The organism is Variovorax sp., assembly GCF_965279555.1.
Taxonomy (GTDB): Bacteria; Pseudomonadota; Gammaproteobacteria; order Burkholderiales; family Burkholderiaceae_C; genus Variovorax.
This window is the reverse complement of the sequence record NZ_OZ257247.1, coordinates 4,769,217-4,783,640: the sequence shown is the minus strand read 5'-3', so window position 1 is coordinate 4,783,640 and position 14,424 is coordinate 4,769,217. Positions and strand designations below refer to the sequence as shown.

The window sequence follows — 14,424 nt, the reverse complement described above, 5'->3', positions numbered from 1 at the left end:
CCGGCGGGCGCCTCAGCGCAGCCCGCCCACATAGCGCGGCGGCGGCGTGGGCGGCTGGCCGTCGGGCTGCCGCGCCGCCAGCCGGGCCGCGCGCGCCAGCGGCTCCATCGCCTGCTCCAGCCGCGTGGCGAGCTGGTAGAGCTCCTCGTCCTTGGTGTCGGCCGCGTGCGCGCGCGTCATGCGCACGATTTCGGCGGCGTACTCGGCGTTGGTCGCCATCCACTCGGTGTCGGTCACGCGCCCATGCTTTCGCCGCAGCGCCACGTGAAGGCGGGCGGCGAGGGCGATGCGTTCGCTTTCGGACATGGATGGCATGGTTCCTCCGTCGGTGGATCAACTCCCCAGTTGTTCCTTGTGCTGTGCAAGATCGAGGCCCAGCACTTCGCTGTCGGCCTCCACGCGCAGCCCGACCATCACATGCACCAGGAACAGCACCACCGCCGTTCCCGTTGCGCTGTAGATCGCCACGCTGCCGACCGCGATCGCCTGCGTCAGCACGTCGCCCGTGGCGCCCGAGATTCGCGCGTCGGCGAACACGCCCGTGAGCAGCGCGCCCACGATGCCGCCGATGCCGTGCACGCCGAACACGTCGAGCGAGTCGTCCGCGCCCAGCATGTGCTTCAGCCCGGTTGCGCCCCAGTAGCAGGCCAGCCCCGCGATGGCGCCGATGGCCAGCGCCGCCAGCGGCGTGACGAAGCCGGCCGCCGGCGTGATGGCCACCAGCCCGGCCACCAGGCCCGAGCACAGGCCCAGCAGCGAGGGGCTGCGCCGCACGATCCACTCGCCGAGCATCCAACTCATGGCGCCGGCCGCCGCCGCGATGTGCGTCACCAGCATCGCCAGGCCCGCGCGCCCGTCGGCCGCCACCGCCGAGCCCGCATTGAAGCCGAACCATCCGACCCACAGCAGGCCCGCGCCCATCATGGTGAAGGCCAGGTTGTAGGGCTCGAAGGCCTCGCGCCCGTAACCCTTGCGCGGGCCCAGCGCATAGGCGCACACCAGCCCCGCGATGCCCGCGTTGACGTGCACCACCGAGCCTCCCGCGAAGTCGAGCGCGCCCATCTGCGCGAGCCAGCCGCCCGGCTCCCACACCCAGTGCGCGATCGGCGCATAGACCAGCACGCTCCACAGCAGCGCGAACCACAGCACCGCCGAGAAGCGCATGCGCTCGACGAAGGCGCCGAGCACCAGTGCGGTGGTGATGATCGCGAAGGTCAGCTGGAACATCGCGTAGACCGACTCCGGCACGTTGGGCGCGACGTGGCTCACCGCCACCTGGCCGGCGTCCTTCAGGTATTCGAAGCCCGAGAACCAGAAGCGGCCCGCGCCGCCGAGCCACGGCCAGCCCTCGGTGAAAGCCAGCGAGTAGCCCACCGCGAACCACGTCAGCGACACCGCCGCGGCGACCGCCACCACGGCCGCCATCGTGGCCAGCACGTTCTTGCGGCGCACCATGCCCGCGTAGAAGAGCGCGATGCCGGGCAGCGTCATCAGCAGCACCAGCGCGGTCGAGGTCATCATCCAGGCGGTGTCTGCCGCGTTGATGGAGGCTTGCGATGCCAGTGCCATGGTCGTTTCTTCTTCGAGTGTTGGACTGTGGCCGGACGTGCACAAGTCGTGCCACGTCGTTAACTAGCAGAAACACTTTGGTTTGCGAATCTGCCTCCCGAGTTAATGCAAAGCGGGTAATTCCTAATGCACTGGGCCGGTGCACGCCCTAAAGTCACGCCACTCGCGAACGGGCCCTGCTCGTGCTGCCGAGGGTCCGAGGAGACAGTTTCCAAGCAACTAGAAAAAAATGCTTCAAAGGCTCCGTACGAGATGCCGTGTTTGAGTTTGAAAGGCGCCGCTGGTCGGCGCCTTTTTTATGCCCGCACGGCCTGAAACGACGCCGTCTCCTGCTACTGTTTTGGTAGCGCCACCAGGTGAGAGAATCCGCCCCCTATGGAAATGCTGGTAGTGACGGGGGCCTCGCTGCTCGCGGGTTTTGTCGATTCGATCGTGGGCGGAGGCGGGCTGATCCTGGTGCCGGCGTTGTTTGCCGTGTTCCCAGGTGCACCACCGGCCACGCTGCTGGGCACCAACAAGAGTGCGTCGATATGGGGCACGGCCGCCGCCGCCGCGCAATTCAGCCAGCGGGTGCAGATGCGCTGGGGCGCCCTGTGGCCGGCCGCGCTGCTCGGTTTTGTCGGCTCGATGCTGGGCGCCTGGGGCGTCACGCTGTTTCCGGGCGACTTCCTGCGCCGCGCGCTGCCGGTCATTCTGCTGGGCGTGCTGCTCTACACGCTGGCGCGCAAGGACATGGGCCGGCTGCATGCGCCGCGCTTCAGCGGCCGCGCCGAGACGCTGGCGGCCTGCACCATCGGTTTGTCCATCGGGTTCTACGACGGTTTCTTCGGCCCGGGCGCCGGCAGCTTCCTGGTGTTCCTGTTCGTGCGCTGGATGGGCTACGACTTCCTCAACGCCTCGGCCTCGGCCAAGATCATCAACACCCTGACCAACGCCGCCGCGCTGATATTGCTGGCCGCCAAGGGCCACGTCTGGTGGCACTACGGGCTGGTGATGGCGGTGGCCAACGTGGCGGGCAGCCTGCTGGGCACCCGCGTGGCGCTCAGGCACGGCGCGGGCTTCGTGCGGGTGGTGTTCATCGTGGTGGTGAGCGCGCTGATCCTCAAGACGGCCTACGACGCGTTCCTCAAATGAAAAAGCCCCCGCCGGGGCGGAGGCTCGTTCCGGCTGCGGAGAAGATCAGTCTTCGACGAAGGCTTCTTCGCGTTTCGCTTTGATGGCGGGCAAAAGCACGATGCCCAGCAGCGCCACCGCTGCCACCAGCAGGCCGGCCGACAGCGGCCGCGTGACGAACACGCTCCATGCGCCGCGCGACAGCAGCAGCGCGCGCCGCAGGTTCTCTTCCATCATCGGCCCCAGGATGAAGCCCAGCAGCAGCGGCGCCGGCTCGGTGCGCAGCTTGATGAACAGGTAGCCGATGAAGCCGAAGGCCGCCACCATCCACACGTCGAAGGTGTTGTTGTTGGTCGAGTACACGCCGATCGCGCAGAACAGCACGATGGCGGGGAACAGGAACTTGTAGGGCACCGTCAGCAGCTTGATCCACATGCCGATCAGCGGCAGGTTCAGGATGATCAGCATCGCGTTGCCGATCCACATCGAGGCGATCAGGCCCCAGAACAGTTCCGGGTTGCTGGTCATCACCTGCGGGCCGGGCTGGATGTTGTGGATGGTCATGGCGCCCACCATCAGCGCCATCACCGCGTTGGGCGGAATGCCCAGCGTCAGCAGCGGGATGAAGGATGTCTGCGCGCCGGCGTTGTTGGCCGACTCGGGCGATGCCACGCCGCGGATGTTGCCCTTGCCGAAGGGCACTTCGCCGGGGCGCATCTTGATCTTCTTCTCCAGCGCATACGAGGCGAACGAAGCCAGCAGCGCGCCGCCGCCCGGCAGGATGCCCAGGGCCGAACCCAGCGCGGTGCCGCGCAGCACCGCGGGCGTCATGCGCTTGAAGTCTTCCTTGGTCGGCCACAGGCCCTTGACCTTGTGCGTGAACACTTCGCGCTCGTCGTCCGGCTGCGAGAGGTTGCCGATGATTTCGCCGTAGCCGAACACGCCCATGGCGATGACCACGAAGCCGATACCGTCGGTCAGCTCGGGGATGTCGAAGCTGTAGCGCGCCACGCCCGAGTTCACGTCGGTGCCGACGATGCCCAGCAGCAGGCCCAGCACGATCATGGCCACCGCCTTGATCAGCGAGCCCGAAGCCAGCACCACGGCGCCGATCAGGCCCAGCACCATCAGCGAGAAGTATTCGGCCGGGCCGAACTTGAAGGCCAGCTCGGTCAGCGGCGGCGCGAAGGCGGCCAGGATCAGCGTGCCCACGCAGCCCGCGAAGAACGAGCCCAGGCCCGCCGCGGCAAGCGCCGGCCCCGCGCGGCCCTGCCTGGCCATCTGGTAGCCGTCGATGCAGGTGACCACCGAGGACGACTCGCCCGGCAGGTTGACCAGGATGGCGGTGGTCGAGCCGCCGTACTGCGCGCCGTAGTAGATGCCGGCCAGCATGATCAGCGCCGACACAGGGGGCAGCGCATAGGTGGCGGGCAGCAGCATCGCGATGGTCGCGACCGGGCCGATGCCGGGGAGCACCCCGATCAGCGTGCCCAGGATGCAGCCGACCAGGCAATACAGCAGGTTGGTGAAGGTGAAGGCAACGCCGAAACCGATGGAGAGGTTGTGGATCAGGTCCATGGTGTTTCTCTCCTCAGCCCGAAATGAAAGTGGGCCAGACCTGGATCTGGAGCTTCAGCGCCCAGATGAAGGCCACATAGCTGCCGGCCGCCAGGATGGTCGCGAGGATCAGCACGTCGCGCAGCTTGAAGTGCTCGCCCGCCATGCTCGAGATGATCGTGAGCGCGTAGATCGCGATGATCATGCCCATGGCCGGCACGCCGATGCTGGGCAGGCCGCCCAGCAGCACGCCGAAGGCCAGGTTGGCGCCGAGCACGAAGGCCAGCGGCTTCCAGGCCCATTTGCCGATCGGGTCGCCGTCGGTGGTCTCCACCACCATCGCCTGGAACATGATGATGATCCCGAGCACGGCCAGCAGGATGCCGAGCATCAACGGGAAGTAGCCGGGGCCCATGCGGGCGCCGTTGCCGATGGTGTAGGTGGTCGCGCCGATCGCGAATGCGCCCCCCACGGTGGTGAACATGACTCCTGAAAAGAAGTCTGCCTGGCTCTTGATGCGCACTGTCTCTCTCCTCTTGTTATGGAGAGACGAGGGTCGTTCTGCGGGCCTGACCGTTGGCTGACCGGCACGGTACGAACAAATGCGTACCGCAGGGCAAGGGTTGTCCCGGCTTCGCTCGCCCTGAAACGAAAAAAGCTCCCGAAGGAGCTTTCTTTTCATTCGGAGAGCCGGAGCTCTCGGAGTGTGGGTGAGGGCTTAGTAGCCGCCGCGGCCACCGCCGCCGCCGCCGTAGCCGCCGCCACCACCGCTGCGGCCACCGCCGCCGCCGCCGTAGCCGCCGCCACCACCGCCGTAGCCGCCACCGCCGCCACCACCGCCGTAGCCGCCGCCACCACCGGTGCGGGGGGGACGAGCTTCCATCGGACGGGCTTCATTCACCGTCAGGGCGCGGCCCTGCAGCGAGTGGCCGTTCATGGCTTCGATGGCGGAGAGTGCTTCAGCATCCGAACCCATTTCGACAAAGCCGAAGCCCTTCGAACGGCCGGTGTCACGTTCCATCATGACCTTGGCGCTGACGATCGAGCCGAACTCGCCGAAAGCCTGTTCCAGGTCGTTGTCACGCACGGAGTAGGCGAGGTTGCCTACGTAGAGTTTCTTGCCCATTGAGGGACTCCTAATTCAAACCAACAAAACAAAGCGATGGAGTCCCAGAATCACAACAAACAAAATGCGCTGTGGCGCGAAACTGACCGATCACCAAAATACGTGCACGGGAGACAAGGCTCACAGACACGTAAGCCGGATTATCCAGCGCAATTGCAAAAAGGGTGGGAAATTCGTGTGTTATTGAGAAACATCGCGGCCCGACGGGCGGTTTCGCAACGGTTTGAGCAGGTCCGAGAGCCCGTTGTGGTCTATTTCATGCATCAAGGCGAGCAGCCGGCCAATTTCTCCTGAGGGAAAACCCTCGCGTGCAAACCAGGTCAGGTAATTTCCGGGCAAATCGGCAATCAGCGTGCCCTTGTGCTTGCCGAAAGGCATTTGGAGCGTCACGAGCCGCTGCAGGTCTTCGGGGTTCATCGGCGGTTTTCTCCTTCTAGCCGCCGGCGCGCTTGACCGTGTAGCCTTGCTTGGCGAGCGCCGCGATCACCAGTTCGCGGTGGTCGCCCTGGATCTCGATCACGCCGTCCTTCACCGTGCCGCCCGAGCCGCAGGCCGTTTTCAGCTGCTTGCCCAGCGCCGTGAGGCCCGCCGTGTCGAGCGCGACGCCCTTGACCACCGTCACGCCCTTGCCTTTGCGTCCCTTGGTCTCGTGCGATACACGCACAATGCCGTCAGCGGCCGGCAGGCGCGCCTTGAGTTCCTTGCAGCGGCACTGCGCCACCGGCGCCCCGCAGCCGGGGCACATGCGCCCGCCCGCCTCGGTGGAATACACCAGGGTGCTGCCGGCCTGATTGCTTTTCGTCGTCGCCATTCGATCCATCTCTTCTCTGTTACCGGGTTTCTCTCTCTGTCTGCTCACATGCCATTCGATTCACTGGGCCTGGCCCCCGCGCTCGTGCACGCCGCCGCCGAAAGCGGCTATGCCGCACCGACCGCCATCCAGGCCGCGGCCATCCCCGCGATTCTGCAAGGCCGCGACGTGCGGGGCTCGGCGCAGACCGGCTCCGGCAAGACCGCCGCATTTTCCCTGCCGCTGCTGCAGCGCCTGGGCGCCGAGCGCCAGCAGGGCTCCTCGCGCCGCGTGCGCGCCCTGGTGCTGGTGCCCACGCGCGAACTCGCGGCCCAGGTCGGCGAGACCCTGCGCAGCCTCGCGCAGCACCTGCCCGAACGGCTGAAGATCGTCGTCGCCTTCGGCGGCGTGTCGATCAACCCGCAGATGATGAGCCTGCGCGGCGGCGCCGACATCGTCGTCGCCACTCCCGGCCGGCTGCTCGACCTGGCCGACCACAACGCGCTGCGGCTGGACGCCGTCGCCACGCTGGTGCTCGACGAGGCCGACCGCCTGTTCGACCTCGGCTTTGCCGAAGAGCTGGGCCGCATCCTCGCGATGCTGCCGAAGCAGCGCCAGAACCTGCTGTTCTCCGCCACCTTTCCGCCCGCCATCCAGGCGCTGGCCGACGCTACGCTGCGCGACCCCGCCGTCATCGACGTGCAGGGCGAGCCCGGTACCGAGCCCAACATCGTGCAGCGCGTGATCGAGGTCGACGCCGCGCGCCGCACGCAGCTGCTGCGCCACCTGCTCAAGCAGCACGAAGGCGAGTGGGACCGTGTGCTGGTCTTCGTCGCCACGCAGCATGCCGCGCAGACCGTGGCCGAGAAGCTCTACAAGAACGGCATCTACGCCGTGCCCTTCCACGGCGACATCGCGCAGGGCACCCGTACCGACATCCTTGCGCAGTTCAAGCAGAGCCGCTGGGACGTGGTGATCGCCACCGACCTGGCCGCGCGCGGCATCGACATCGCGCAGTTGCCGGTGGTCATCAACTACGACCTGCCGCGTTCGCCGACCGACTACATCCACCGCATCGGCAGAACCGGCCGCGCGGGAGAAAGCGGCCTGGCGATCAGCTTCGTGAGCGCGGCGAGCGAGGCGCACTTCCGCCTGATCGAGAAGCGCCAGGGCCTGAGCCTGCCGCGCGAGCAGGTCGAAGGCTTCGAGCCGACGGAGGTGGCGCCGCCGGTGGTCGATGCGTCGGGCACGGGCGGCATCAAGGGCAAGCGGCCGAGCAAGAAGGACAAGCTGCGCGCCGCGGCACGCGACACTGCCGGCGGCAAGAGCGAAGGCTGAACAGAGAGGATGCGGGGGGCCCCTACCAGCCCAGCTGCCGGGCCGCCAACTCCTTCATGATGTCCTCGGCACCCCCGCCGATCATCATCACCTTCACCTCGCGGTAGATGCGCTCGCTGACCGTGCCGCGCATGAAGCCCATGCCGCCGAGGATCTGCACCGCCTGGTCGGCGCAGAACTGCATGGTCTGCGTGGCGTGGTTCTTCAGCAGGCAGATCTGCGCTACCCATTCGGGTGCGTTGAAGCGCCCGGCGGCATCCAGCGCGTCGCCTTCCGCCGACACCGCCTCGATCCAGGCCTCGGTGGAGGCGATGCGCATCTGCATGTCGACCAGCTTGTGGCGCACCGCCTGATGCTCGATGAGCGCAATGCCGAAAGCCCTGCGCTCGCGCGCCCAGGCCAGCGCTTCGTCGAGGCAGGCCTGTGCGAAGCCCAGGGCGCCCGCGGCAAGGCCGATGCGCTCGCCGTTGAAGTTGCCCATGATCATGCGGAAGCCAGCACCTTCGTCGCCCAGCAGGTAGCGCGCCGGCACGCGCACGTTGTCGAAGTGCAGCGTGGCGGTGTCGGAGCACAGCCAGCCCATCTTCGACAGGCGCGTGCGCGAAAGGCCCGGTGCATCGCCCGGCACCAGCAGCATCGAGATGCCGCCCGCGCCGCGCCCTTCGCCGGTGCGAACCGCCACGGTGATCCAGTCGGCGCGCATGCCCGAGGTGATGAATGTCTTCTCGCCGTTCACCACGTAGTGATCGCCATCGCCGTCCGGGACTCGCCGCGCCGTGGTGCGCAGCGCGGCCACGTCGGAGCCGCCGCCGGGCTCGGTGATGGCCAGCGCCGCGATCTTCTCGCCGCGCAGCACCGGCGGCGCCACTTCCTGGCGCACCGCTTCGCTGCCGTGCAGCACCACCGGCGGCAGGCCGATGTTGTGCGAGAACAGGCTCGCGAGCACTCCGCCGCTCTTGCCGTGGCGCGCGAGCGCGACCCACGCGGGCAGCTTGAGCGCATACGAGGCGGGCGTGCCGCCCAGCGCTTCGGGGTAGCCCAGCCCTAGCAAGCCCAGCTCGGCGGCGCGCGCGTACAGCGCACGCGGAAACTCGCCCGCGTCGTCCCACGCCTGCACGTTCGGTGCGATCTCGTTCTCGGCGAAGCGCCGCACGGTGTCGGCCAGCGCCGCGCGGTCGGCCTGCAGTTCGGCGTCCATGCCGTGTTCAACCGCGCGGCGGCCGCTTGGCGATGCCCATGGTCTTCGCGAGGATGCCCAGCATCACCTCGTCCGCGCCGCCGCCGATGGAGCCCAGCCGGCCGTCGCGGTACAGCCGCGACACGCGGTTCTCCAGCGTGAAGCCCATGCCGCCCCAGAACTGCAGGCAGGTGTCGGCCACCTGCCGCGTGAGGCGCCCGGTCTTGAGCTTGGCCATCGACGCGAGTTCGAGCACGTCCTGGCCCTGCACATGCAGATCGCAGGCGCGGTAGGTGAGCGCGCGCAGCGCCTCCACCTCGGTCTTGAGTTCGGCCAGCTTGAACTGCACCCACTGCTGGTCGGCCAGCGTGGCGCCGAACATGCCGCGCTGCTGCGCCCATTCGATGGTCTGCGCGATGCAGTCTTCCATCGGCTCCAGCGAACTCGCGGCCGCCCACAGCCGCTCTTCCTGGAACTGCTGCATCTGGTAGACGAAGCCCTGGCCTTCCTCGCCCACGCGGTAGCGCTGCGGCACGCGCACGTTGTCGAAGTAGATGAGCCCGGTGTCGCTCGAATTCATGCCGATCTTGCGGATCTTCTTCGCCTTCTCGATGCCGGGGCTGTCCATCGGCACCATCACGAGCGACTTGTTGCGGTGCACGGGGCCGTCGCTGGTGTTGACCAGCATGCACATCCAGTCGGCCTGCAGGCTGTTGGTGATCCACATCTTCTGGCCGCTGATGAGGTAGTCGCCGCCGTCCTTGCGCGCATGGCTCTTCAGGCCCGCCACGTCGCTGCCCGCGCCGGGCTCGCTCACGCCGATGCAGCCGACCATGTCGCCCGCGATGGCCGGTGCCAGGAACTCGCGGCGCAGCTCGTCGCTGCCGAAGCGCGCGAGCGCCGGCGTGCACATGTCGGTCTGCACGCCGATGGCCATCGGCACGCCGCCGCAGCTGATGTGGCCCAGCGCCTCGGCCATGGCCATCGCGTACGAATAGTCGAGCCCGCCGCCGCCGAAGGCCTCGGGCTTGTTCAGCCCCAGCAGGCCGAGGTTGCCGAGCTTCTTGAAGACCTCGTGCGCGGGAAAGATCTCGGCCTCTTCCCATTCGTCCACGCGCGGGTTGATTTCTTCGTCGATGAAGCGGCGCAGCGTTTTCTGGATCTCGAGGTGTTCGTGCGTGTACTGCATGAGGTGTGTCTCCGGTCTTTCGTTCTTCACTTGTCCTGGAACACGCGCGGCGTCTGCGCGAGGTGGAATCCGTCGAAGGGCTTCACGGCGGGGCGCTGCCGTGCCTGCGCGTCCGGCAGCGCCATCGGCCAACCCATGCGCACCTGCGGCCGTGCGCCGTCCACGCGCAGCACGCTGCCGCTGATGAAGCTGGCCGCGGGGCTCAGCAGGAACGCGATGGCGGCGGAGGTCTCGGCCTCGGTGCCGAAGCGGCCCGCGGGCACGGTCTTGCGCATGGCGCGCAGCATGTCGCCGGCCTCTGGCGGGTAGTGGTCCATGCCGCTCGACGCGATGTAGCCCGGCGCCACGGCGTTCACGCGCACGCCGCTCGCGGCCCATTCGAGCGCGGCGGTCTCGGTGAAGCTCACCATGCCCGCGCGCGCCGCGCCGCTGTGGCCCATGTTGGGCATCGACCCCCACATGTCGGCCACGATGTTGACGATGGCGCCGCCGTGCGCGCGCATGCTCTGCACGAAGCACTCGCGCGCGACCAGGAAGCCGCCCGTGAGGTTGGTGTGGATCACCGCCTCCCAGCCCTTGGCCGAGATGTCCGCCAGCGGCGTGATGTATTGGCCGCCCGCGTTGTTCACCAGTCCGTCGATGCGGCCATGCGCCGTGACGATGGCGGCCACGGCGCCCTGCACCGCGTCTTCCTGCCGGATGTCGAAGGCCTGCGTGGCGGCCTTGCCGCCCGCGGCCTCGATCTCTGCCTTCACCGCTTCCAGCTTCTCCGGCTTGCGGCCGACCAGCACGACCTGCGCGCCGAGCGATGCGAGTTCGTGCGCCGTGCAGCGGCCAATGCCCGAGCCGCCGCCCGTCACCACGATGACCTGCCCGCCGAAGAGGCCGGGCGTGAAGATCGAGCGGTAGCTCGCAGGAGATGCGTTCATTCGAATTGCTTTCTGGAAACTGCGTAAATGGCTGCGACCGGTTTCATCAGGCGTCGGCAATCTCGGCCACCACGTGGCGGGCCGCGACCTGCGCGCCCACCGCCACGTGCAGCGCGGCGACGCGGCCGGCGCGCGGGGCGCAATGCACATGCTCCATCTTCATGGCCTCCAGCGTGACGAGCGGCTGCCCGGCGGCGACGGTGTCGCCCTCGGCCGCGAGCAGCGCGATGACGCGGCCGTTCATCGACGCGCGCAGCAGGCCGTCGCCGCCCGCCGCATCGGCGCGCGCGACGGCGGCATGCGTGAGGTCGTCCAGCTGGAAGGCCCGGCCGCGGAAATGGAAACTCACGCGGCCCTCGTCCCGCACGACGAAGGCCTGCTCCGAAAGCCCGCCGCATGAAAAGCGCACCGTGCCGTCGCCGGGCGGCGCGAGCAATGCGACCTGTGCCGGCGCCGTCTCGTCGAGCGCGATGTCGAAGCGGCCCGCGCCGCGTGGCGTCACGCGGGCGGCATGCACCGCGTCGTCGAGCGAAAAGCGCAGCGCGTTCGGCAGCGTGTGCGCGAGCGGGGAGGGCCATCCGCGCTCGCCCAGTTGCAGAAGCAGCGCGGCCAGCAAGGCAGCCTGTGTGTCGGTAGCCGCATCGGGCGCAAGCAGCGCATCGAGGTGATCGGCGATGAAGGCGGTCGTCGCACCGCCGCCGGCGAACACCTCGTGCGAAAGCGCGCGTTGCAGCAACTGCTGGTTGGTCGCGACACCCAGCGCCACGGTGTCGGCCAGGCCGGCGATCAGCTTGCGGCGGGCTTCGTCGCGCGTGCGGCCGCTCGCCACGAGCTTGGCGATCATCGAGTCGTAGAACGGAGGCACGGCCGCGCCGTCGCGCAGCGCATGTTCGGTGCGCAGCGCCGGTGAAGGCCGCCATGCGGCAAGCGTGCCGCTCTGCGGCATGAAGCCCTGCAACGGGTCTTCGGCGCACAGCCGCACTTCGATGGCGTGGCCGGCGATGCGCACGTCCTGCTGCGCCAGCGGCAGGGGCTCGCCTGACGCCACGCGCAATTGCAGCTCGACCAGGTCCAGGCCGGTCACCGCCTCTGTCACCGGGTGCTCCACCTGCAGGCGCGTGTTCATTTCCATGAACCAGTACTGGCCGTCGGCGTCGAGCAGGAATTCGAGCGTGCCCGCGCCCTCGTAGGCGATGGCCTTGGCAGCGGCGACGGCGGTGGCGCCCATGCGTTGGCGCAGTGTGTCGGACACGGCGGGCGAGGGCGCTTCCTCGATCACCTTCTGGTGCCGCCGCTGCACCGAGCAGTCGCGCTCGCCGAGGTGGATCGCATTGCCGTGCCGGTCGGCGAACACCTGGATCTCGATGTGGCGCGGCGCGACGATGGCGCGCTCCAGGATCACCGTCGCGTCGCCGAAGGCATTGAGCGCCTCGGACTGCGCACTCTGCAGCGCCTCCGCGAAGCCTGCGGCTGACGCGACCAGCCGCATGCCGCGCCCGCCGCCGCCCGCCGTCGCCTTGATCATCACGGGCCAGCCGATGCGCTCAGCCTCCGCCGCTAGCCTGGCGGCGCCCTGGTCTTCGCCCTGGTAGCCCGGAATGCACGGCACGCCCGCCGCCTGCATCAGCCGCTTGGCGCCGGCCTTGTCGCCCATCGCGCGGATGGCTTCCGGAGAAGGCCCGATGAACACCAGCCCCGCGTCGCGGCAGGCCCGCGCGAACGCGGCGTTCTCCGCGAGGAAGCCGTAGCCGGGGTGCACCGCATCGGCGCCGCTCGTGCGTGCCGCGTCGATGATGGCGGCGATGTTCAGGTAGCTCTGCGCGGGCAGCGATTCGCCGATCCACACCGCCTCGTCGGCTTGCCGCACATGCTCGGCGTCGGCATCCGCGGTGGAGTAAACGGCAACGGTGCGCCAGCCCATGGCACGCGCGGTTCGCATCACGCGCACCGCGATCTCGCCGCGGTTCGCAACCAGGATCTTCCGGAAATTCGTGCTCATGGCCGTGCCACCGAAAACTGCATGGGTTGCGGCACGCGCGCATCGGCGTCGCGGCATACCGAGAGAACCTCGGCCAGCACCGCGCGCGTGTCGCGCGGGTCGATCACGCCGTCGTCCAGCAGCAGCGCGCTGGTGGTGAAGACGCTCATCTGCCGGTCGAAGCGCTCGACGACCTGCTGCTGCATCGCGTCGATCTTCGCGTGGTCCACGGCGCCCTTGCGCGCCATGCCGGCCTCCACCACGATGGCCATGGTCTTCGCGGCCTGTTCGCCGCCCATCACCGCGGTGCGCGCGTTGGGCCAGCTGAAGCAGAAGCGCGGCGCGAAGCCACGGCCGCACATGCCGTAGTTGCCTGCGCCGTAGGAGGCGCCGCAGTGCAGCGTGATCTGCGGCACGCTGGCGTTGGTCACGGCCTGGATCATCTTGGCGCCGTGCTTGATGATGCCGGCCTCCTCGTGCGCGCGGCCCACCATGTAGCCGGTGATGTTCTGCAGGTAGACGATGGGCGTGCGCGACTGGCAGCAGGCCTGGATGAAGTGCGTGGCCTTGGTCGCGCCGTCGGAGTCGATCGGGCCGTTGTTGGTGACGATGCCGACCGCATGCCCTTCTAGCCGGATGTGGCCGCAGACAGTGGCGCTGCCGTAGTGTTCGCTGAACTCCAGGAACTCCGAGCCGTCGGCGATGCGCGCGATGACCTCGCGCATGTCCACCGGCCGCCGTCCGTCGCTGGGCATGATGCCCAGCAGGTCTTCGGCGTCGTAGCGCGGCGGCGCGAACTGGCGCGGCGCTTCGTCGCGTGCCCAGTCGATGCCGCCGAGGATCGAGCGCGCGATGCGGATGGCGTCGCGGTCGTCTTCGGCCAGGTAGTCGCCCAGGCCCGAGATGTGGGTGTGCATCACGGCGCCGCCCAGTTCTTCTTCGGTGGCGATCTCGCCGGTGGCGGCTTTCAGCAGCGGCGGGCCCGCCAGGAAGGCGCGGGTGCGGTCGCGCACCATCACGATGTAGTCGGACAGGCCGGTCTGGTAGGCGCCGCCGGCGGTCGAGGAGCCGTGCGTCACCGTCACCACCGGCAGCCCGGCGGCCGAGAGCCGCGCGAGGTTGCGGAAGATGTTGCCGCCGCGCACGAAGTCCTGCACGCGGTACTGCATCAGGTTGGCGCCGGCGCTTTCCACCAGCTGCACATAGGGCAGCTTGTTCTCCAGCGCGATCTCCTGCACGCGCAGCTGCTTGTCCAGGCCCATGGGCTGCAGCGCGCCGGCGTCGATGCCCGAGTCGGAGGCGTTGACCATGCAGCGCACGCCCGACACCTGGCCGATGCCCGACAGCAGGCCGCCGCCGGGCACGCTCTTCGACAGATCAGGGTTGTCGTGGCCCAGCCCCGCGAGCGTGGCCAGCGGCAGGAAGGGCGCGCCTGTGTCCAGCAGCAGCGCGAGGCGTTCGCGCGGCAGCAGCTGCCCGCGCCTTGCGAAGCGCTCGGCCGACGCGCCCGACGCCGCCGCGGCGCGGGCCTCGTGCGCCAGCACCTGTTCGAGCAGCGCGAGCATGCCGGTGCGGTTGGCCTGGAAGGTGTCGCTGGCCGCGTGCAGCCGGGATTCGATGACGGGCATGGGAGTCTGTGCGGATCGTGTGTTTTCGTT

The 14,424-nt window shown here is 68.6% G+C and carries 14 protein-coding genes; 2 read left to right on the top strand and 12 right to left on the bottom strand.

What is annotated here, in order from left to right:
- Window positions 1–12 precede the first annotated feature (12 nt).
- Both ACQY8B_RS22365 and ACQY8B_RS22360 read right to left on the bottom strand, forming a co-directional pair.
- Window positions 13–315 (bottom strand): hypothetical protein, encoded by a 303-nt coding sequence (locus tag ACQY8B_RS22365; protein ID WP_106936043.1) that lies wholly within the window; start codon window positions 313–315, stop codon window positions 13–15.
- An 18-nt stretch (window positions 316–333) separates the two neighbouring features.
- On the bottom strand, window positions 334–1,569 hold the full coding sequence (locus ACQY8B_RS22360; RefSeq protein WP_422088712.1) for an ammonium transporter: 1,236 nt from the start codon (window positions 1,567–1,569) through the stop codon (window positions 334–336).
- A gap of 375 nt (window positions 1,570–1,944) precedes the next feature.
- Here ACQY8B_RS22360 and ACQY8B_RS22355 point away from each other — a divergent pair, with 375 nt between their 5' ends.
- The gene (locus tag ACQY8B_RS22355) at window positions 1,945–2,703 is read left to right on the top strand and encodes a TSUP family transporter (RefSeq protein ID WP_422088711.1); all 759 of its coding nucleotides are present in this window, start codon (window positions 1,945–1,947) and stop codon (window positions 2,701–2,703) included.
- Between the two features lie 45 nt (window positions 2,704–2,748).
- Here ACQY8B_RS22355 and ACQY8B_RS22350 read toward each other — a convergent pair whose 3' ends face one another.
- The 5 genes from ACQY8B_RS22350 to ACQY8B_RS22330 form a co-directional block, all read right to left on the bottom strand.
- Window positions 2,749–4,260 carry a tripartite tricarboxylate transporter permease gene (locus tag ACQY8B_RS22350; RefSeq protein WP_422088710.1) on the bottom strand — a complete coding sequence of 504 codons (1,512 nt, stop codon included), beginning with the start codon at window positions 4,258–4,260 and terminating at the stop codon, window positions 2,749–2,751.
- A 13-nt stretch (window positions 4,261–4,273) separates the two neighbouring features.
- A complete protein-coding gene (locus ACQY8B_RS22345; RefSeq protein WP_422088709.1) occupies window positions 4,274–4,762 on the bottom strand; it encodes a tripartite tricarboxylate transporter TctB family protein in 489 nt (162 codons plus the stop codon).
- Between the two features lie 195 nt (window positions 4,763–4,957).
- The gene (locus ACQY8B_RS22340) at window positions 4,958–5,365 is read right to left on the bottom strand and encodes an RNA recognition motif domain-containing protein (protein ID WP_081270674.1); all 408 of its coding nucleotides are present in this window, start codon (window positions 5,363–5,365) and stop codon (window positions 4,958–4,960) included.
- 180 nt (window positions 5,366–5,545) lie between these two features.
- Entirely contained in the window at window positions 5,546–5,782 is a 237-nt protein-coding gene (locus tag ACQY8B_RS22335) for a DUF3820 family protein (RefSeq protein WP_422088708.1), read from the bottom strand.
- Between the two features lie 16 nt (window positions 5,783–5,798).
- Window positions 5,799–6,176 (bottom strand): translation initiation factor Sui1, encoded by a 378-nt coding sequence (locus tag ACQY8B_RS22330; RefSeq protein WP_422088707.1) that lies wholly within the window; start codon window positions 6,174–6,176, stop codon window positions 5,799–5,801.
- 48 nt (window positions 6,177–6,224) lie between these two features.
- Here ACQY8B_RS22330 and ACQY8B_RS22325 point away from each other — a divergent pair, with 48 nt between their 5' ends.
- On the top strand, window positions 6,225–7,493 hold the full coding sequence (locus ACQY8B_RS22325) for a DEAD/DEAH box helicase (RefSeq protein ID WP_422088706.1): 1,269 nt from the start codon (window positions 6,225–6,227) through the stop codon (window positions 7,491–7,493).
- A gap of 22 nt (window positions 7,494–7,515) precedes the next feature.
- Here the strand turns inward: ACQY8B_RS22325 and ACQY8B_RS22320 are convergent, their stop codons facing one another.
- Genes ACQY8B_RS22320 through ACQY8B_RS22300 form a run of 5 tightly spaced genes read right to left on the bottom strand, consistent with a single transcriptional unit; the run spans window position 7,516 to window position 14,394 of the window.
- Entirely contained in the window at window positions 7,516–8,691 is a 1,176-nt protein-coding gene (locus tag ACQY8B_RS22320; protein WP_422088705.1) for an acyl-CoA dehydrogenase family protein, read from the bottom strand.
- A gap of 7 nt (window positions 8,692–8,698) precedes the next feature.
- Window positions 8,699–9,859, bottom strand: coding sequence for an acyl-CoA dehydrogenase family protein (locus tag ACQY8B_RS22315; RefSeq protein WP_422088704.1), 1,161 nt, complete (start codon window positions 9,857–9,859; stop codon window positions 8,699–8,701).
- A gap of 26 nt (window positions 9,860–9,885) precedes the next feature.
- On the bottom strand, window positions 9,886–10,788 hold the full coding sequence (locus ACQY8B_RS22310; protein WP_422088703.1) for an SDR family oxidoreductase: 903 nt from the start codon (window positions 10,786–10,788) through the stop codon (window positions 9,886–9,888).
- A 46-nt stretch (window positions 10,789–10,834) separates the two neighbouring features.
- The gene (locus ACQY8B_RS22305; protein WP_422088702.1) at window positions 10,835–12,787 is read right to left on the bottom strand and encodes an acetyl/propionyl/methylcrotonyl-CoA carboxylase subunit alpha; all 1,953 of its coding nucleotides are present in this window, start codon (window positions 12,785–12,787) and stop codon (window positions 10,835–10,837) included.
- Complete coding sequence (locus tag ACQY8B_RS22300) at window positions 12,784–14,394, bottom strand: acyl-CoA carboxylase subunit beta (RefSeq protein WP_422088701.1); 1,611 nt, start codon at window positions 14,392–14,394, stop codon at window positions 12,784–12,786. Before ACQY8B_RS22300 ends, ACQY8B_RS22305 begins: the two co-directional genes overlap by 4 nt.
- Between the last annotated feature and the right edge of the window lie 30 nt (window positions 14,395–14,424).